This window comes from Nocardioides pakistanensis (assembly GCF_054781215.1).
Map to the genome: position 1 here is coordinate 17,742 of NZ_BAAGUV010000056.1, position 19,026 is coordinate 36,767.

Consider the following 19,026-nt stretch of genomic DNA (forward strand, 5'->3'; position numbering starts at 1 on the left):
GGGCCGGTCCTGCTCAAGCCGGTCCGCTGGGTGCTCCCACGACATCCTGGAGATCGTCGTACCGCTGCCGCACGGTGCGCAGATCGGCGGTCTCGTCGAGGTTGCGCCTGGCCGCCTCCAGGACCAGCTGTGCCTCTCGGACGAGGGGCTCGATGCGGTCGGGGTGGCGAACGCACCGGGCGATGCGGGCCAACGACTCGAGCAGGTGGACGTACACCGAGGCGTGGAAGTCGGCGCACTGACGGATCTGGTCGAAAGCGCCGCCGACCATCCGGTCCCAGGTGACCGGGTCCTCGACCGTGACGCGCAGCCGCCCCCGCTCGTCGACCACGTTCGACGGCGGGAACTCGCGACCGGCCAGCACGCACAGCCCGGAGCTCAGCTGGTCGACGCACGTGTTGGCGGTGAACGGGTCGTTGATACCGGGAGACAGTGCGCGTACGGCGATCTCGACCATCTGCTTGATCGGGAACTCGATGTCGTCCTGGGCGCTGCGCCGGGGCCCGGCGACGACACAGCCGGCGATCTCGTCGAGGACCTCGTCGGTGACGTGGGCGGCCGGGTACGCGAGGGCGAACGTGGTGTTGTCGACGACGAAGCGGCCGGGCCGGGTCTCCAGGCGGACCACGAGATCGTGCTCGCTCGCCACGTCGACCAGCCGCTGGACGTCCAGCACCTGGACGTACCCCGTCCGTTTGGCCGCGACCGGGCGCGAGCCGGCGTCGAAGTCGTCGGGGAGAACCGGTTCCTGACTCGTCGTCCGGGCTGTCCCGTCGCCCTCGACCTCCGGAAACAGGACGTCGGTCGCCCGCAGCAGCTCGTCCGAGATGGCCGCGATCAGGTTGGGCGCCTGGATCGTCGTGGCCACGTGGTGGATGAAGTAGATCAGGACGCTCAGGCTGGCGACGGCGAGCAGCAGCGCGACCGTCACCGACAGATGAGGCACCGTCGTCGGGTCGTCGCTGCGGATCGCGCGCAGGACCAGCAACGAGTAGAGGAACGTGGACACGAACGTGCCGAGCGTGAGCTGCTGGCCCCGGTCGCGCATGAAGTTCGACAGCATGCGCGGACCGAACTGCGACGACGCGAGCTGCAGGGTGACGATGGTGATCGAGAAGACGACACCTGCGACCGTGATCATCGACGAGGCGATGGTGCCGAGGACTTCTCGCGCCCCGTCCGGCCCGCCGGAGTACACGAGCTGGCCCAGCCACTCGATCCGCTCGGGGTCGAAGTCCTTGTCGAGTGCAATGGTTCCACTGGCCAGCAGGGCCGACCCGAGCAGCATCAGGCTGGGGAGGAACCAGTAGCTGTTGCGCAAGCGCTCGGCGATGAACCTGAACCGGATGCCCATCTGGCTCCTCTGGGACGGACGAGTTGAACCCCGAACCTACCGGGCCTCCTAGCCGGCGCTCGGAGTTCTCGGCGATCGCCCGGCGGGTGTTCCGCGCGTCGAGCTGCCGTCCACAGCTTCCCGGTCGGGTCTAGCCGAATCCTGGCCGCCTCAGTAGGTTGCTGATCGCTGTCGTCGCCGGACGACCCGGACGCCGCAGCATCTCGGTCGGGAACACATGGGGGTCGAATGCTCGGGACTCTGACTTCGCCGGGAACGGCCTCTGGGCTCCAGCTCAGGGCGGCGGCGGGTGCCTTGGCGCTGGGCGTGCTCATCGGCGGTGTCTCCGGCTGCAGCTCGAACCCCGAGCCGCCGCCCCTCGAGAGCGCCTCTGCCGCGCCGTCCGCGACGCCCACGCCCTCCGCCGTGCCGCCCGAGCTGCCCGCCGAGGCCAAGGGGGCGAGCAAGGCTGCCGCCAAAGCGTTCGTGCGTCACTACGTCGAGGTCGTGAACTACTCGATGACAACCGGTGACACTCAACCACTTCGAAACCTGCATCGTGACCGCTGCTCAACGTGCGAGGCGATTGAGAACCGGATCTCGGATGTGTACCGACAAGGTGGCCGACTCGAAGGCGATGGATGGAGCATCCAGAGCCTTGAGCACATCCCTTCACCGCGGAGATCCACCACAGTCATTGCCGCGGGCATTTCCATAGCGCCGCAGACGACGATTGAGACAAGTGAGGCTCCACCCTCAACCTCGCCGGCAAGTCGCGGACACCTTGACTTCACCCTCGCGCATACATCATCTGGCTGGGTTGTCGTGCGACTGGAGGCGACACAATGACTTCGCGCATGGGATGGAGGAGTTGGCTGAGAAGCTTCGGCGTAGGCATGCTCCTCTTGGGACTACCGATCGCGCCGGCAATCGCGGAACCAGACGTCGCGGGAGGCGCCAAAGGCGACTCAGTCTTTGTTGCAGCGGTCGAGCAAACGGAGCGCGACGCACAGCTTTCGTCGCATCAAGCCGCGGTCACGGCGTCCAGTGGCGTGTTCGTGGCGTACGAGTGGGTCATCGCCTGTTCGTCGCCGGGCACGGGAACCTCTGGAAGCACCGAGACCGACTGCGCGGCTGCCCAGGTCTGCGCCGATCCAAGTGCGCGGCTGTATCGGCTCTGGGGCAGAACGGATGCGAATACCTGGCTGCCGTTGTCGACCCAGTGCTTCGGCGAGCCGCCGACGGCGGCTGACACTCCGCGACCGCAGGTCACGCCGGGGTTGGTCCTGAACGAGATCCGCCGGATCGGTCTCCCGACGCTGCAGGCCCGGACGCAGCCGGAGGGCAGGACGCTGGTCAACTTCGACACGATCTTCTACACGCAGGCTCAGCCGTTCACGGCGACGGTCACGCTGCTGGGCCAGCAGGTCGACATCGTCGCCGAGGCTGTCGAGTACACCTGGCACCACGGCGACGGGCAGACCACCGCCACGACGAGCCCCGGCGCGCCGTACCCGTCGATGGAGATCACCTACCGCTACTCCGACGCCGACGTCACCGTTCGTCCACGGGTGGACGTCACGTATTCGGCAAGGTTCCGCGTCAACGGCGGCGCCTGGCAGGACATCCCGGAGACACTGACCATCGCCGGACCTGAGGCAAGCCTGCGGATCAGCGAGGCGAGGGCAACGCTGTCGGGCAACTACGGGTAGCGGCGGCCGCAGGACACCTGCCTAGCCCGCCGACCACCCGGGCCGGCCGATACGCAACCATGTGCCATGCCCAAGCTCCGGAACCCACGCCGCGCCGCCGCACTCGGTTACCTCGCCCTCGCCGGCGTCGACACCTACCTCGCAGGACGCGGGGGCAAGGCAGCCCGGCGGGCTCGGTATCTCACCAAGCCGTTGCTGATGCCCACGCTCGCCGCCCGCACCGAGCTGGCCTCGGCCGGGCGCGCTGACGGGCTCCTCCGTGGTGTCCAGGCAGCCCAGGCCTTCTCGTGGGGCGGCGACGTGGCTCTCCTCGGCAAGAGCAACTCGGCGTTCCTCGGCGGCGTGGGCTCGTTCCTGGTGGCCCACCTCGGCTACATCGCGGGATTCACGTCTGCACGCGACCCGCAGGCCGGGCTCTCCGAGCCGGGTGTGAAGGCCGGCGTCGCGAGCTGGGTCGTCCTCGCGCCGGTCATGGCCACTGCGGCCGGACGCAAGGACCCGACCCTCCGGGTGCCGATCGCGGTCTACTCCGCGATCCTGTCCGCGATGTTCGCGAGCTCGACCGTGCTCCGCGGCTCCATGTCTCCCACGGCCCGGCGCAAGATCATGGCCGGGACGTCGCTGTTCCTGCTCTCCGACAGCCTGCTCGGGGTCCAGGAGTTCCTCCGGCGTGACCCGTCGCCGGCCCTGGAGTCGGCGGTGATGGCCACCTACACCGCCGGCCAGTGGTTGATCGCCGACGGAGCCGTCGCCGCCGCAGAGAGCTGAGCGGCAGAGAGGTGACCGGCAGGGAGCCTGAACAGTCGACGAGGGCGGAGCCAGCGCTGGCAGCTCCGCCCTCGTCCTTCCCCTCGAAGCCGGCCACGGGTCGAAGGAAGCCGGCAACAAGTCATCTCAGCCCAGCGGGACGGCCAGCTCCTGCCCTCGCTGCAGGCTCGCGCTGGGGAGCGCGTTGAGCTCCTGGATGTGGTGGATCATCTCGCGCACCTCGCCCGGCTCGGCGATCTCGCTGGCGATGCCCCAGAGGGTGTCACCCTCCCCCACCACGACGGTGCGGGTCTCGACCGGCGCTCCGGCCTCACCGGTGGCAGCGGAGTGACCACCGAAGACGGTCAGTGCCACGAACGCCAGCCCCACGAACAGCATCAGCAGGACGAGCCGGCCGCGTCGGGTCAGCCGCACGTTCGGCGTACGCCGAACCGAACGGGGACCGGTGAAGCCGAAGTCGTGTGCCGCAACGATGGCGCTCATGGGTGAGACCTCCTGGGAGTTGCCGTGCCGTACGTCCATGAACAGAGGTCTATCGGTGACCGCCGACAGTTTTCGGCGGGCGCCTCTCGAAACCCTGTTCGATCGAACACGTGTACGAACATAGGGCCAGGCAGAAGGCTGTGCAAGAGACACGCCGAACATGTGTTCGACCGAACCCGAGTCGCGGGAGCCCTGCGCGGGGCGATCTCCCTCCCCGTGCCGGGCCGCCACGGTCAGAGGGAATCCGGCATCCCTTGGCGAACGCCGCCGTTCAGCGCGGCCGGCCGCGGCGCATCGCGCGGCGACCGTCCCACAGGAAGATGTTCAGACCCTTCATGGACACCGAGGGCGTCACGGAGGTGAACCGCATCAGGCCGGCCCGCCAGCCGGGCACCGAGCGGACGACGCGGTTGGTGCCGACCAGGCCCACGGCCGCCTCTGCGACCTCGTCCACGCCGAGCAGGGCACCGCCGGAGTGGACCAGCGCCTTGGCCATGCCGTCCGCCTTCATCGCCTCCACCATCGCGGTGGCCACCCCGTCTGGACACAGTGCATGGACCCTGATGTTGTCGGGCGTCTCGACGTGGACCGACTGGGTCAGCGACACGACGGCGGCCTTGGTCGCGGCGTACACCGACAGACCGGGGACCGGTCCGTGCGCGGACAGGGAGGCGGTGTTCACGATGTCGCCGCCGCGCGAGCCGAAGGCGTCGACCGCCGCGCGCATCCCCCAGGCGACGCCGAGGAGGTTGACGTGCACCAGCTGCTCGACCGAGGCGGAGGAGAGCTCCATGAGCGCCCCGTCGTTGCCGACACCGGCGTTGTTGAACCAGACCGCGAGCGGACCGTGCTGCAACGCCTCCTCGGCGACCGCGCGGTGTGACGCCTCGTCGCGGACGTCCTGCTGGAGACCGGCGACCGCGCCGATCTCCTCGGCGGTACGACGGGCAGCCGCACCGTCGATGTCGGTGATCAGCACGTGATGGCCGCGGGCCACCATGCGCTCGGCGATACCGCGGCCGATGCCGCGCGCTCCGCCCGTGACGACGACGGAGGTACCAAGGGAGGGGGACTGTGTCATGGAGGAACTCAACCAGACACGCCCATTCGAACAGGTGTTTGAAGCGGCACCGATTCAGGTCTACCTTGTGAACAGGCCAGGCGCGACGACGGCGCGGCACTCGAGAAGGGCATGGACGATGGCATCAGGCAAGGGCAGAGCAGTCTCCGAGCTCCCCGACGGACCCCCTGACGCCTCCGGCCTGACCCCGCGACAGCAGCGGGTGCTCGAGGTGATCCGCGAGTCGATCGAGGCCCGTGGCTACCCGCCGAGCATGCGCGAGATCGGCGAGCGGGTCGGCCTGACCAGCTCCTCCTCCGTCGCCCACCAGCTGCGGACGCTCGAGGAGAAGGGTTTCCTCAAGCGCGACCCCAACCGTCCCCGCGCGATGCAGGTCTTCTCCCCCGGCGAGGTCGTCGAGTCCGCCACCGGCGACGCCGGAGTCAGCCCGATGCCGGCCGCCACCTACGTGCCGATGGTCGGCCGGATCGCCGCCGGTGGTCCGATCCTGGCCGAGGAGCGGGTGGAGGACGTGTTCCCGCTGCCCAAGACCCTCGTCGGCGAGGGCACCCTGTTCCTGCTCGAGGTAGTCGGCGACTCGATGATCGACGCGGCGATCTGCAGCGGCGACTACGTCGTGGTGCGGCAGCAGCCCACCGCGGAGAACGGCGAGATCGTCGCGGCGATGCTCGACGGCGAGGCCACCGTCAAGACCTTCCAGCGCAAGGACGGCAAGGTCTGGCTGCTCCCCCACAACGAGGCCTACGACCCGATCGACGGCACCCACGCCACCATCCTCGGCAAGGTCACCGCGGTCCTGCGCAGGGTCTGACCCGTACGATCCGCTGCGTCTGAGGGGTCGGACGCCGCCGCGTCTGGACGCCCGGAGCGCGTCAGTCGAGCTCGACGAACAACAGCGGCCCGCGGTCGTAACGGCCGCCGTCGATGTCGAGCACCAGCCCGTCGGCGTACAGCAGTGGCTGCGTGACCCGTGACGACGGCTCGTCGAGCAACGAGCCGATGATCGTGTGGCCGTGCACGATCTGCTGGCCGCCGTACCTGGTGAGCAGGCCGCGCGCGACCTCCCTGCCGTCGCCGCCGGCGAACTCGTAGCGGCGGGTGAGCAGCGCCCACACCTGCCAATGCGCCTCGAGGTCGTCCGGGTCGGACAGCAGGTCGCGCACGGTCTCGTTGACCTCCTCCACGCTGCCGCCCCAGGTCGTGATCGCCGTGGTGTCGGAGTGCATCAGCAGATAGCTCCTGGCACCGCCGAGCACGGGCAGCGAGGCGAGCCAGGCGATGTGCTCCTCACGCAAGCGCGCCTGGTCCTCCGCCAGTCCTCCGTTGGCCCGCCAGGACGCGGAGAACTGCGACCCGGGGAAGCGGTACCGGCCGACGGCGAGGATCTCGTGGTTGCCCATCAGCACGTGCACCCGGCCGGGAGCCTCGCGCTGCAGCCGCATCACCGCCTCGACGACGCCGAAGCCGTCGGGACCGCGGTCGAGCAGGTCACCGAGGATCCACAGCTCGTCGTCGGCGCCGAACCCGAGCCGGTCCAGCCCCCGCAGGAAGTCGTCGCGATGGCCGTGCACGTCGCTGACCACGTAGAGAGACCCCATCGCCCCATCCTTGCAGGGAGTCACGCGCGCCGACCGCATCACCGCCGGGCCTGGGGTGACCCGGCTCACGTCGAGACCGCGCAACAGCTGAACGAACGGTGAACAGTCGCTACCTCACGTCACCGATCCGGCACAGCGTCGTTGGATGCAGCGTGACCAACATCGAGCTCGACCGCCGCTCCCTCCTCGTCGCCGGCGCCGCCACCACCGGAGCCGCCGCCCTCGGGGTCGCCATCGCCGAGGAGGCCGAGGCCGCCCCGAACCGGTACTTCCGCCACGGCGTGGCCTCGGGGGACCCGTACCCGACCAGCGTGATCCTGTGGACCCGGGTCACCCCGACCCCGCAGGCAACCGCCGGCTCGGGCAAGGGGCCGCGGGTCGTCGTACGGTGGCAGGTCGCCATGGACCGCCGGTTCCGCCACGTGGTCGCGAAGGGCGCGTTCACGACCAGCGCGAAGCGCGACCACACCGTGAAGCTCGAGGCCACCGGCCTCCGTCCGCGTACCACGTACTACTACCGGTTCCTCTACAAGGGCGTGGCCAGCCCGGTCGGCCAGACCCGCACCGCGCCGGCCCCGAACGCGGACCCGCGCAACCTGCGCTTCGGTGTGGCCTCCTGCTCCAACCTGCCCGCGGGGTACTTCTCGGCCTACCGCCACCTGGCCCGGCGCAACGACCTCGACGCGGTGATCCACCTCGGCGACTACCTCTACGAGTACGGTGCGGACGAGTACGGCGACCTGCGCACCCCCGTGCCCGCCCACGAGATGGTGTCGCTGGCCGACTACCGGCAGCGGCATGCGCAGTACAAGGAGGACAAGGACCTCCAGGCGCTGCACCGGAAGTTCCCGTTCATCGTCACCTGGGACGACCACGAGGTCACCAACGACCAGTGGGCCGAGGGTGCCGAGAACCACGACCCGGCGACCGAGGGCGACTACCGAGCCCGCCGCCGCCGCGCGCACCGTGCCTACGACGAGTGGATGCCGGTGCGGATGGGTGAGACCGCAGCGCTCGGCGACGGCACCCGCCTCTTCCGCCGGCTCAAGTTCGGCACGCTCGCCGAGCTGTCGATGCTCGACCTGCGCACCTACCGCTCCCAGCAGGCGGCCGCGCCAGTCGTCGACGGGTCGGTGAGCCACCAGGAGCGCACGATCACCGGTGAGGCGCAGATGCGCTGGCTCAAGGAGTCCCTCGACGACGACCGCGCCCAGTGGAAGCTGATCGGCAACCCGGTGATGATCGCGCCGGTGGTGTTCCCGCCCCTGCCCCACGAGCTGACCCGGGCGATCAACGACTTCACCGGCCTGCTGCCCGAGGACGGCTCGCCCTACAACGTCGACCAGTGGGACGGCTACACCGCCGACCGGCACGAGGTGCTCGACCACCTCGCCGACAACGGTGTGCGCAACACCGTGTTCCTCACCGGCGACATCCACTCCGGCTGGGCGTGCGACCTGCCGATCGACGCCGGCACCTACCCGAGCGAGGCCGGTCGCTCCGTGGCGACCGAGTTCGTGTGTACGTCGGTCACCAGCGACAACCTCAACGACATCACGCAGACCGCCCCGGTGCGCTCGAGCATCCCCGTCGAGGCGTTGATCCAGGCCAACAACCGGCACATCAAGTACCTCAACTTCGACGACCACGGCTACTCCGTCCTCGACGTCACCGCCGCGCGAACCCAGATGGACTACTACGTGATCAGCGAGCGGACCGACCCGGACGCCACGGCCAGCTGGACCGCGTCCTGGGCCACCGACGCCAACACCCAGCGCGTGCACGCCGTCGACGCACCGGTCAGGGAGCGGTGATGGGCCCGACCACCAGGGTGTCGGCGGGCGGGGGCGAGCTGAACCGCCGCTCCTTCCTCAAGGTCACCGGAGCCGCCGGGGCGTCGCTGCTGTTCTCCGCCGCCCTCGGCGCGCCGACCGCGCAGGCCGCCGTGAAGCGCAAGCCGCGGGCCTACGTGCTCGTCGTCGACGGCGCCCGCCCCGACGAGATCGGCAGCGGGCTGATGCCCAACCTGCAGGCGCTGCGCGACGGCGGGATGAACTTCCCGCGCGCGCGGTCGCTGCCGGTGATGGAGACCATCCCGAACCACGTGATGATGATGACCGGGGTCCGCCCCGACCGCAGCGGCGTGCCCGCCAACGCGATCTACGACCGCACCGAGCAGGTGATCCGCGACCTCGACCGGCCCAGCGACCTGCGCTTCCCCACGGTCATCGAGCGGCTCAACCGCAACGGGTTCACCACCGGGACCGTGCTCAGCAAGGAGTACCTGTTCGGGATCTTCGGCAAGCGCGCCACCTACCGCTGGGAGCCGGCCCCGATCGTCCCGATCAGCGGGCACGCGCCGGACGCCTTCACGATGGACGCCGCGATCAGCATGGTCGAGGAGTTCGACCCCAACCTGGTCTTCGTGAACCTCGGCGACTGCGACCGGGTCGGCCACATGGACCTCACCGGCACCACGCTGAAGGCCGCGCGCACGGCCGCACTGCTCAGCGTCGACACGCAGGTCGGCCGGTTCGTGGAGATGCTGAGGTCAACCGGGCGGTGGTCGACCTCGATGGTGGTCGTGCTCGCCGACCACTCCATGGACTGGTCGCGCCCGGACCGGATCATCTCCCTGCAGCCGGCGCTCGACGCCGACCCGCTGCTGGCCGGCAACGTCGTCGTCGCGCAGAACGGCGGGGCGGACCTGCTGTACTGGACCGGGCCCGCCGATCGTCGTACCGCAGCCCTCGACCGGATGCGCGCGATCGCCTTGGAGACCCAGGGCGTTCTCTCGGTCCGTCTCCCGCGACGGCTGCGGCTCGGCGACAACGCCGGCGACCTGGTCGTGTACTGCCGTTCGGGCTGGCGGTTCAGCGACCCGGCGCCGTACAGCAACCCGATCCCGGGCAACCACGGCCACCCGGCCACCTCGCCGATCCCGTTCTTCGTCGGCGGAGGTCATCGGCGGGTCGGCAGCGGCGTCTCGAGCGCGAAGGCCGCCACGGTGGACGTCGCTCCCACCGTCGGCACGTTCTTCGGTCTCGGCGCGCCGCGGGGCGGGTACGACGGCCGCAGCCACCTGTAGCTCCGGCGAGCTCAGCCGGCCGCGGCGGGTGCTCCTGCCGACTCCGAGAGCCGCTTGAGCGCCTTCAGCACCACGTCGCGGTCGGTGGTCGGCCACATCGGCGGGAGCGAGGCGCGCAAGAACCCGCCGTAGCGCGCGGTGACCAGCCGCGGGTCGAGGATCGCCACGACCCCGCGGTCCTGGCTGGTGCGGATCAGCCGGCCGGCCCCCTGGGCGAGCAGCAGCGCCGCGTGGGTGGCGGCGACCGACATGAAGCCGTTGCCGCCGGCCCGGTCCACGGCCCGCTGGCGCGCGGACATCAGCGGGTCGTCGGGTCGCGGGAACGGGATCCGGTCGATCAGGACCAGCTGGCAGGTGTCCCCCGGCACGTCGAGGCCCTGCCACAGGCTGAGGGTGCCGAACAGGCAGGCGTGCGGGTCCTCGACGAACAGCCGAGCGAGCTCCGGCAGCTGCGCCTCGCCCTGCGCCATGACCGTCAGGTGCGGCAGCCGCTCGCGCAGTGCCTCCGCCGCCGCGTCCGCGGCACGCCGCGAGGAGAACAGACCCAGGGTGCGACCGTCGGCGGCGTCGACGAGGCCGGCGATCTCGTCGATCTGAGTCGGACCGAGACCGTCGCGGCCCGGCGGCGGCAGGTGCCGTGCGACGTAGAGGATCCCCTGGCGGCCGTAGTCGAACGGCGAGCCGACGTCGATGCCGCGCCAGGGCTGGACCCCGTCGTGCTCCTCGGAACCGGTCCTCTCGGCCACCGCGGCCTCGCCGGTGTCGTCGCCCGCGACGTCTCCGCGGCCCGTCGCGCCGGACGGCGCGGCGTCGATCGAGTGGTCCACGCGCTCGGTGGGCTTGAGGCCGATGCTCGTGGCCACCGAGCTGAAGTCACCGCCGAGCATCAGCGTCGCGGAGGTGAACACGACGGTCTTGTCGTGCAGCAGCTTGTCGCGCAGCGGTCCCCACACCTGCAGCGGTGCGACGAACAGGCGGCTGCCACCCCGCGAGGGGTCGCGGTCGCTGACCCAGAGCACGTCGGACTCGAGGTTGGCTGCCATCCTCTGCGCAGTCGCGAAGATCTCCTGCACCCAGCCCCGGGCCTGAGTCCGCCCTGCGTCGGCCTCGCCGCCCGCGCCGCCGGACTCCTTCGGGAAGGCCGAGATCAGGGCGCGCGCGGAGTCGCGCACCAGCGCGAGCCCGTCCGCGAGCGCGGTGGGCAGCGAGTCGATCCGTCCGGCGTCGGTCTCGGCAAGGGCGTCACGGAGCACGTCGGCAGCGTCGGCGAGCTCGTCGGCCTCGTTGCCGAGCCCGGAACCGGCCGAGCCGTCGACGTACTTCTGCGACCGTTTCGCGGCTCGCTCGATGTCCGCCACGGACAGCTCGTCGGTGGCGGCCTGGGTCACCCGTGCGGACAGCTCGTGGGCCTCGTCGATGACCACCGCGTCGTACTCCGGGATCATCGGCACGCCTTCGATCGCGTCGATGGCCAGCAACGAGTGGTTGGTGACGATCAGCTGGGAGTGCGCGGCCTTCTCCTTGGCGCGCTCGGCGAAGCACTCGGTGGCGTAGGGGCACTTCGTGGCGCCGAGGCACTCGCGGTGGGTGACCGACACCTGCCGCCAGACCCGGTCGGTGTGCTTCGGCGCGGAGTCCTTGTCGCCGGGGCCGTCGCGCTCGGCCTCCTCCTCGGCCCAGGACCTCAGCGCGAGAACCTCCGCGCCCATCGACCCCTCGGGCACGTCGACGAGGGTGCCCTGGTCGTCGGGGACACCCTCGCGGATCCGGTGCAGGCAGGCGTAGTTGGAGCGGCCCTTGAGTACGGCGTACGTCGCTTGGTCCCCCAGCGCACCGTGATCCCCGCCCACCGCCTCGAGCAGGGCAGGGATGTCGCGCTCGACGAGCTGGTGCTGGAGGGCAAGCGTCGCGGTGGCGACGACGACTCGGCGGTCGTGCAGCAGCGAGGGCACCAGGTAGGCCAGTGACTTGCCGGTGCCCGTGCCGGCCTGCACCAGCAGGTGCTCTCCGGTCGCCAGCGCACGCCCGACTGCCTCGGCCATCTGGATCTGGCCGGGACGCTCCTGACCGCCCAGTGCGCTCACGGCACCGGCGAGGACCTGCTTCACGGTCGGGGAGCTGTGCACCGCAGAACCCTATCCGCTCCGGCCGGCCACCACCGAGTCACTTCCACAGCACTCCGCCGCCGACCCGACTGCGGGTCGACGGCGGAGCCGTCGGGGAGTGATCGGGTCAGACGACCGCGCCCGAGTCGTTCGGGTCACGGGCCACCCGCTGCTTCTTGGCGGTCGCCTTGGGCAGCGGCCACTTCTTGTGCAGCAAGAGCGAGAGCGGCGTCGCGGTGAAGACCGAGGAGTACGTACCGATCGTCAGACCGAGCAGCAGCGCGATCGCGAAGTCCCGCAGCGAGTCGCCACCCAGGATGGCGAGGGCCGCCAGGATGAACATCGCACCGAGGCCGGTGTTGACCGTACGCGGCATGGTGTCGAGCGAGGCCTGGTTGGCCACCTTGGCCATGTCCTTCTCCGGACTCTTCTGCCACTGCTCCCGGATCCGGTCGAACACCACCACCGAGTCGTTGACCGACAGACCGATGATGGTCAGGGCCGCGGCGAGGAAGATGCCGTCGATCGGCTTGTTCAGCCACGCGAAGATGCCGAGCACGATGATCACGTCGTGGAACATCGCGGCCACCGCAGAGGCGCCGATCGTCCACTTGAAGCGGATCGCCAGGTAGAGCATCTGCACGGCCAGCGCGATGCCGAACGCGATCAGCGCCTTGTTGCGCAGCTCGTCTCCCAGGCTGGGGCCGATCAGCTCGTCGCGTTCCTTGGTCGCCCCTCCGCCGGCCTCGTCGAGGGCGGCGAGGATCTCGTTCTGGTCGGTGTTGCTGATCTGGCCGGTGCGCACCGAGATCTTGTCGTTGTCGGACTCCTGCACCACGGCGTTGGGGAACCCGGCGTCGGAGACCGCCTCGCGGGCGTCGTCCACCGACACCGGCTGGGCGGTGGAGTACTCCATCAGTCGGCCGCCGGTGAACTCGACCCCGAGGTTCAGCCCGTTGACCGCGACCCCGGCGAACGCCACGACCAGCGCGGCAGCCGAGATGCTCAGCCACAGCTTGGTGCGGCCCATGATGTCGGGGTTCCACCGCCGCAGCGCGTCGCGCACGCGTCCGGTCGTGGCCAGGCCGCTGACCTTGGGGTGCTTCTGCAGCCAACCCATCCGGGCGGCCTGCTCGGTGAGCACCCGGGCGATGATCAGCGCCGAGATCATCGAGGCGATGACACCGATCGACAGGGTGACGCCGAAGCCACGGACCGGCCCGGAGGCCAGGAAGAACAGCAGACCGGCCGCGAGCAGGGTGGTCATGTTGCTGTCGATGATCGCGGACCAGGCCTTGTTGAAGCCGATCGAGAGCGCCCCCGCCAGACCGGTCTTCTCCGACTCGGTGTACTCCTCCCTGGCTCTCTCGAAGATCAGCACGTTGGCGTCGATCGCCATACCGATCGCGAGCACGAAACCGGCCAGGCCGGGCAGGGTCAGCGTCGCGCCCAGCGCGACCAGGGCGGCGAAGGAGATCACGGCGTACGTCGCCAGGGCGAACGTCGCGAGCACACCCATCAGCCGGTAGACGATCGCGATGAACAGGCCGGTCAGGATCAGGCCGATCACACCCGCCTCGAAGGAGGCGGAGATGGCGTCCTCACCCAGGGTGGGGCCGACCACACGCTGCTCGATGATCTCCACCGGGACCGGCAGCGCGCCGCCCTCGATCAGGACCGCGAGGTTCTTGGCCTCCTCGATGGTGAAGTCACCGGTGATCTGGGTGGAGCCGCCGGGCATGCCCACGCCGCACTGGATCTCCGCGACGACCTCGGGCGAGGAGATGATCTCGTTGTCGAGCACGATGGCGACCCGCCGCTGGGGGGCGCCCATCTGTGCGCACGCGGCCTCGGCGGTGAGGTTCTTCCAGGCGGTGCGGCCCTCGGAGCCGCGGAAGTCGACGCTGACGAACCAGCCGGTGCCCTGTGCTGGGTCGGTGTTGGCCTCTGCACCGGAGACCAGGTCACCGGGCACCGCGACCTTGCCGAGCCGCAGCAGCTGGCCACCTTCGTCGGGCAGAATCACCTCGCCCTGCTTCGGCTTGGCCTTCTGGTCGACCGCCTCGAGGACCGGCCGGAAGGCCAGCTGCGCGGTCTTGCCGATCACCTGCGCGGCCTCGGTCGGGTCATCGAGGTCGGGCAGCTCGACGATGATCCGGTTCTCGCCCGCGCGGGCCAGGGTCGGCTCGGCGACGCCGAGGGCGTCGACGCGACCACGCAGCACCTCGAGGGTGCGATCGGTGGCCTCGGCGTCGGCCTCGACGGTCGGCGAGTCCTGGGTCTCCAGCACGATCTGGGTGCCACCACGGAGATCGAGCCCCAGACGGGGCTCGGAGGTGACAGCGATGGCGATGGAACCGCCGAGGATGAGCAGCGCCAGGACCAGGCGCACGAGGGCAGCACGAGACATGGGACCTATCGTCCCCTATGGGCGTTCGATCTCGAAGTCGGCCCCACCGGCGCGTCCCGCCGCAGGGCGGAACCGGACATATCACCCAGCACAGGTCGGCGCTGCCGTCAACGTCGCGGGAGAGGCCCTCTGGACCGCCGGGTAAAGGTTTCGCAAAGTCCTGGACGGCGCGGCCTGCCGCTTTCCCAAGCCGTCCGGACGAGTCGTATCTTGAAGCTGGGAGGGCCGGTCTTTTCAGGGGGTTGACACCGATGAACGCACTGCAAGCACGACTGTTGGCCGGCCGCGCCGTACGCGCTGCGCAGGAGCAGGAGACCTTCGCGCGGCTCCTGCGCCCTGCACCCGAGGTGCCTGCTCAGCGCGCCCGCGACGGCGAGTCCGCCCCGCTCCTCAAGGTCGTCCACTCCCCTTCCGCCTGACCTGTCCGACCTCCGGCCCCCGGCGGCAGCCGATCAGGCGGTCGCGGACGAGGTGAGGTACGGCGTCAGCTCACCGGCGAGCTCGGCGTGCACCCGGCCGTGGACGACCGTGCCCTCGCCGGTGTGCTCGATGCGCTCGACCTCGCCGTGCTCGTGGATCCGGTTGAGCAGGTCACCGCGCTCGTAGGGCAGCAGCGCCTCGAAGGCGATGCCCGGACGCGGCAGGTCGGCCTCGACGGCGGCGAGCGCCTCGGAGATGCCTTCGCCGGTGCGCGCCGACACCACCACCGAGTGCGGCTCACGCTGGCGCAGCCGCGCGATCACCATCGGGTCGGCCAGGTCGGCCTTGTTGATCACGATCAGCTCGGGCACCTTGTCGGCGCCGATCTCGGCGAACACCTCGCGGACCGCGGCGATCTGGCCCTCCGGGTCGGGGTGCGACCCGTCGACCACGTGCAGGATCAGGTCGGAGTCGGCGACCTCCTCCAGCGTGGACCGGAACGCCTCGACGAGCTGGTGGGGCAGGTGGCGCACGAAGCCGACGGTGTCGGACATCGTGTAGATCCGGCCGTCGGAGGTCGTCGTCCGGCGGGTGGTCGGATCCAGGGTGGCGAACAGCGCGTTCTCCACCAGCACGCCGGCACCGGTCAACCGGTTCAGCAGCGAGGACTTGCCGGCGTTGGTGTAGCCGGCGATCGCGACCGAGGGGATCTCGTGGCGCTTGCGCTCCGAGCGCTTGGTCTCACGGGTGGTGCTCATGTGGGCCAGCTCGCGGCGGAGCTTGGCGATCTTGGTGTTGATCCGGCGTCGGTCGGTCTCGATCTTGGTCTCACCGGGACCGCGGCCACCGATGCCGCCGCCCTGGGAACCGACGCGGCCACCGGCCTGTCGGGACAGGTTGCCACCCCAACCACGCAGGCGCTGCTTCATGTAGTTCAGCTGGGCGAGCTCGACCTGTGCCTGCCCCTCACGTGACTTCGCGTGCTGGGCGAAGATGTCGAGGATCAGTGCGGTGCGGTCGACGACCTTCACCTTGACCCGGTCCTCGAGGTTCCTCAGCTGCGAGGGGGCGAGCTCACCGTCACAGATGACGGTGTCGGCGCCGCTGGCCTGCACGATCTCGCGCAGCCCGTCGACCTTGCCGCGACCGATGAAGGTCGCCGGGTCGGGCTTCTGACGGCGTTGGTAGATCGCGTCGAGCACCTGCGAGCCCGCGGTCTCGGCGAGCAGCGCGAGCTCGGCCATGGAGTTCTCGGCGTCCTCGACCGATCCCTCGGTCCAGACCCCGACCAGCACGACGCGCTCGAGGCGCAGCTGGCGGTACTCGACCTCGATGATGTCCTCGAGCTCGGTGGACAGACCGACGACGCGGCGCAGTGCGTGACGCTCCGCGAGGTCCCAGTCACCCGCGCTGTCTCCCGTGTCCGCTTCTTCCGGGTCCTCGTCGGCGTAGCCGGACACGCCGGCGGTCTCGTCGACGTCGTCCCAGGAGTCGGTGGCGGCGAGCTCGTCGTCGAGGCTGAAGTCCTCGTCGACCGGGCGGACCCGGTCGACGGCGTGGACGGTGTCTTCGTGTGTGGCTGCGTGAGCCTTCTGAGATTCAGTCATGTTCACCAGTCACAACATCGCGGGCGCCGGAAATCTTCCGGCTTCGCCCCGATGCTGACACGGCTCAGGTACCCATCGCGAATGATTTGGACACCTCGCCGGCCGCCACGAGCACCGCCGGCCCGGTGAGCAGCAGGCGGTTGGCGTCGGTCCAGGTCACCTTCAGCTCGCCGCCCGGCACGTCCACCCGGTACGACGTACCGCGGCCCGTGCCATCGGCCAGAGCGCTGGCCACCATCACCGCACAGGCGCCGGTGCCGCAGGACCGGGTCTCCCCCGATCCGCGCTCGTGGACCCGCATCGCGACGTGCTGCGCGCCGCGGCGCACGACGAACTCGACGTTGACGCCCTCGGGGTACGCAGCCGGGTCGTAAGCGGGGCTCTCCAGCAGCGGCCCGGCGTCGTCGAGGGAGTCGACGAAGGCGACCGCGTGCGGGTTGCCCATGCCGATGTTGACCGCCGGCCAGCTCTTCTCCCCCACTGCCACCTTGGTGTCGGCGAACAGGGCCGGCTCGCCCATGTCGACGGTGACCTGGCCGTCGTCCTCGAAGGCCACCGTCTTGATCCCGGCACGCGTGCCGATCGGCAGCGGCCGGTGCACGTCGACCCCCTCGTGCTCGGCGAGGTAGCGGGCGAAGACCCGCACGCCGTTGCCGCACATCTCCGAGGGCGAGCCGTCGGAGTTGCGGTAGTCCATGAACCACTCGGCCGCGCCGCGGACCGCCACAGCGGCCGGGTCGTCGTAGGCCGCACAGCGGATCACCCGGATCACCCCGTCGCCGCCGATGCCGGCGCGCCGGTCGCACAGCGCGGCCACCAGCTCGGGCGCGAGGTCGCCGTGCACGCTCCCGTCGGGGTCGGGCAGGAGCACGAAGTCGTTCTCGGTGCCGTGACCCTTGACGAAGGCGAAGCCGCCGGGCGGGGGGACGGTGTGAGGCACCGCTCCAGCCTATCCGGCGCGTGCAGCCGGATTCTGTCGGCGCGATCTCCTACCGTTTCGGACATGGAGAACACATCGGAGAAGCTGATGCTCGCCGGCGTCGTCGCCTTCTGCGCCGAGTGTGGTGACGAGGGCCTCTTCGTCCCGGTGGAGGAGGGTTGCGCCGTCGACGGTTGTGAGTACTGCTGCACCCGTTGCGACGCCGCCGTGTTCCTGCTCGAGGTGCTCGACAACACCGGCATGCCGCACCACGCCCTGGCGGTCTGAACGAGCTGCACCGCTGACGGGGCTGCACCCTGACGGTGCTGCACCGCTGACGGGGCGGCGCCGGGGCGAGGCGGCACCCCGGCGGCGCAGGGCCCCTAGTAGGACAGCGTCGACTCGGCCCCGCCCGACACGCGCTGCCGCAGGCTCGCCGCCTGGTCACTGATCGAGACCGCGGCGGTGCGCACCGACGACGCGGCCGCGGTCGACCCGTGCACCGACTCCGCGACCGAGGCGATCCGGCCGGCCATCTCGCGCGTGGTCGCGTTCTGCTCCTCGACCGCGCTGGCGATCATCGACTGCTGGTCGGCGACACCGGCGATCAGCTCGACGATCCCGGTCAGGGCGTCGGCGGCCTGACCGCTGCCCTCCTGGATCGCGCCGATCATGCTGGTGATCTGCTGGGTCGCCTCCGCGGTGCGGGCGGCGAGCTCCTTGACCTCGTTGGCGACGACCGCGAAGCCCTTGCCTCGCTCGCCGGCCCGGGCCGCCTCGATCGTGGCGTTGAGCGCGAGCAGCTTGGTCTGCTCGGCGATCCCGATGATCAGCCGCGTGATGCTGCCGATCTCCTCGCCGGAGCGGCGCAGCCCCTCCATGTTGACGCTGGCCTGTTGGGCCGACTCGACCGCCGCGCCGGTGCTCGACGCTGCGGTGGTGGCACGGGCGGCGATCTCCTCGACGCTCTGCGCCATCTGCGCCGACCCGGCTGACAACGCCTCCGCCTGCGCGGAGGTGTCCGCGGAGGCCCGTGCGAGCTCCTCACCGAGGCGGGTGAGCAGCTCGGACTCGCTGGCGAGCTCGTCGGCGAGCGTCGCGTTGAGCCGGGTCTGGGTGACCGTGGCGGTGACGTCCTGCCACGTGACGGAGTAGCCGACCGGCGTCTCGGCGATGGTCACCGCGATGTGCACCGCGCCCTCACCGGAGCCCACCTGGACCTGCTCGCTGACCGGGAAGGCCCGGGAGTCGCGAAGCAGCCGCTTGAGCACGTCCCGGAGCACGCCGAGCGCCTCCGGGCCGTGTGCGGCGGCGGTCTTCTGGGCCATCGCGGTCGCCGCCGCGTTGCGGTAGATGATCTCGCCGGTGGGGTCGGTGAGCAGCAGCACCATGGGCAGGCCGTCCATCGCCGCGACGAGGGTGTCGGTGGAGCGCAGCACGGCGGGCAGGTCGTCTTCGTGCTTCGCGCGTCGGGCCAGGGGGAGGGTCATTGCTGCTCGTTT

17 protein-coding genes are annotated in these 19,026 nt (G+C 70.3%); 8 read left to right on the forward strand and 9 right to left on the reverse strand.

The features are described from left to right. Positions 1–13: 13 nt before the first annotated feature. Positions 14–1,354 carry a DUF2254 domain-containing protein gene (locus tag ACYVIH_RS17580; protein ID WP_460870805.1) on the reverse strand — a complete coding sequence of 447 codons (1,341 nt, stop codon included), beginning with the start codon at positions 1,352–1,354 and terminating at the stop codon, positions 14–16. A gap of 228 nt (positions 1,355–1,582) precedes the next feature. Here ACYVIH_RS17580 and ACYVIH_RS17585 point away from each other — a divergent pair, with 228 nt between their 5' ends. The 3 genes from ACYVIH_RS17585 to ACYVIH_RS17595 all read left to right on the forward strand — a co-directional run bounded on the left by ACYVIH_RS17585 (position 1,583) and on the right by ACYVIH_RS17595 (position 3,813). Beyond that, positions 1,583–2,182, forward strand: coding sequence for a DUF6318 family protein (locus ACYVIH_RS17585; protein ID WP_460870806.1), 600 nt, complete (start codon positions 1,583–1,585; stop codon positions 2,180–2,182). After that, positions 2,179–3,045 carry a hypothetical protein gene (locus ACYVIH_RS17590; protein WP_460870807.1) on the forward strand — a complete coding sequence of 289 codons (867 nt, stop codon included), beginning with the start codon at positions 2,179–2,181 and terminating at the stop codon, positions 3,043–3,045. The genes ACYVIH_RS17585 and ACYVIH_RS17590 overlap by 4 nt, the downstream gene beginning before the upstream one ends. A gap of 66 nt (positions 3,046–3,111) precedes the next feature. Then, a complete protein-coding gene (locus ACYVIH_RS17595; RefSeq protein WP_460870808.1) occupies positions 3,112–3,813 on the forward strand; it encodes a lysoplasmalogenase in 702 nt (233 codons plus the stop codon). 126 nt (positions 3,814–3,939) lie between these two features. Here ACYVIH_RS17595 and ACYVIH_RS17600 read toward each other — a convergent pair whose 3' ends face one another. Beyond that, positions 3,940–4,296 carry a LysM peptidoglycan-binding domain-containing protein gene (locus ACYVIH_RS17600; RefSeq protein WP_460870809.1) on the reverse strand — a complete coding sequence of 119 codons (357 nt, stop codon included), beginning with the start codon at positions 4,294–4,296 and terminating at the stop codon, positions 3,940–3,942. Positions 4,297–4,567: 271 nt separating this feature from the next. Beyond that, the gene (locus ACYVIH_RS17605; protein ID WP_460870810.1) at positions 4,568–5,377 is read right to left on the reverse strand and encodes an SDR family oxidoreductase; all 810 of its coding nucleotides are present in this window, start codon (positions 5,375–5,377) and stop codon (positions 4,568–4,570) included. Between the two features lie 118 nt (positions 5,378–5,495). On the opposite strand from ACYVIH_RS17605, the gene lexA reads away from it, so the two are divergent. Then, the gene (lexA, locus tag ACYVIH_RS17610; protein ID WP_460870811.1) at positions 5,496–6,188 is read left to right on the forward strand and encodes a transcriptional repressor LexA; all 693 of its coding nucleotides are present in this window, start codon (positions 5,496–5,498) and stop codon (positions 6,186–6,188) included. Positions 6,189–6,249: 61 nt separating this feature from the next. Here lexA and ACYVIH_RS17615 read toward each other — a convergent pair whose 3' ends face one another. Continuing rightward, positions 6,250–6,975 (reverse strand): metallophosphoesterase family protein, encoded by a 726-nt coding sequence (locus ACYVIH_RS17615; protein WP_460870812.1) that lies wholly within the window; start codon positions 6,973–6,975, stop codon positions 6,250–6,252. Positions 6,976–7,127: 152 nt separating this feature from the next. Between ACYVIH_RS17615 and ACYVIH_RS17620 the strand changes: the two genes are divergently transcribed. After that, entirely contained in the window at positions 7,128–8,789 is a 1,662-nt protein-coding gene (locus tag ACYVIH_RS17620) for an alkaline phosphatase D family protein (protein WP_460870813.1), read from the forward strand. Then, positions 8,789–10,063, forward strand: a complete 1,275-nt coding sequence (locus ACYVIH_RS17625; RefSeq protein ID WP_460870814.1) for an alkaline phosphatase family protein — start codon at positions 8,789–8,791, stop codon at positions 10,061–10,063. Before ACYVIH_RS17620 ends, ACYVIH_RS17625 begins: the two co-directional genes overlap by 1 nt. Before the next feature lie 11 nt (positions 10,064–10,074). Here the strand turns inward: ACYVIH_RS17625 and ACYVIH_RS17630 are convergent, their stop codons facing one another. After that, positions 10,075–12,189 carry an ATP-dependent DNA helicase gene (locus ACYVIH_RS17630; protein WP_460870815.1) on the reverse strand — a complete coding sequence of 705 codons (2,115 nt, stop codon included), beginning with the start codon at positions 12,187–12,189 and terminating at the stop codon, positions 10,075–10,077. 106 nt (positions 12,190–12,295) lie between these two features. Further along, positions 12,296–14,578 carry a protein translocase subunit SecD gene (secD, locus tag ACYVIH_RS17635; protein ID WP_460870816.1) on the reverse strand — a complete coding sequence of 761 codons (2,283 nt, stop codon included), beginning with the start codon at positions 14,576–14,578 and terminating at the stop codon, positions 12,296–12,298. Positions 14,579–14,829: 251 nt separating this feature from the next. On the opposite strand from secD, the gene ACYVIH_RS17640 reads away from it, so the two are divergent. Further along, positions 14,830–14,997 carry a hypothetical protein gene (locus ACYVIH_RS17640; RefSeq protein WP_460870817.1) on the forward strand — a complete coding sequence of 56 codons (168 nt, stop codon included), beginning with the start codon at positions 14,830–14,832 and terminating at the stop codon, positions 14,995–14,997. 33 nt (positions 14,998–15,030) lie between these two features. Here ACYVIH_RS17640 and hflX read toward each other — a convergent pair whose 3' ends face one another. After that, positions 15,031–16,605 (reverse strand): GTPase HflX, encoded by a 1,575-nt coding sequence (gene hflX / locus ACYVIH_RS17645; RefSeq protein WP_460870818.1) that lies wholly within the window; start codon positions 16,603–16,605, stop codon positions 15,031–15,033. A gap of 64 nt (positions 16,606–16,669) precedes the next feature. Continuing rightward, a complete protein-coding gene (dapF, locus tag ACYVIH_RS17650; protein ID WP_460870819.1) occupies positions 16,670–17,545 on the reverse strand; it encodes a diaminopimelate epimerase in 876 nt (291 codons plus the stop codon). A 63-nt stretch (positions 17,546–17,608) separates the two neighbouring features. Between dapF and ACYVIH_RS17655 the strand changes: the two genes are divergently transcribed. Beyond that, positions 17,609–17,812: a hypothetical protein gene (locus ACYVIH_RS17655; RefSeq protein ID WP_460870820.1), complete on the forward strand. Its 204-nt coding sequence runs from the start codon at positions 17,609–17,611 to the stop codon at positions 17,810–17,812. 95 nt (positions 17,813–17,907) lie between these two features. Here the strand turns inward: ACYVIH_RS17655 and ACYVIH_RS17660 are convergent, their stop codons facing one another. After that, positions 17,908–19,014, reverse strand: a complete 1,107-nt coding sequence (locus tag ACYVIH_RS17660) for a methyl-accepting chemotaxis protein (protein WP_460870822.1) — start codon at positions 19,012–19,014, stop codon at positions 17,908–17,910. Positions 19,015–19,026 lie beyond the last annotated feature (12 nt).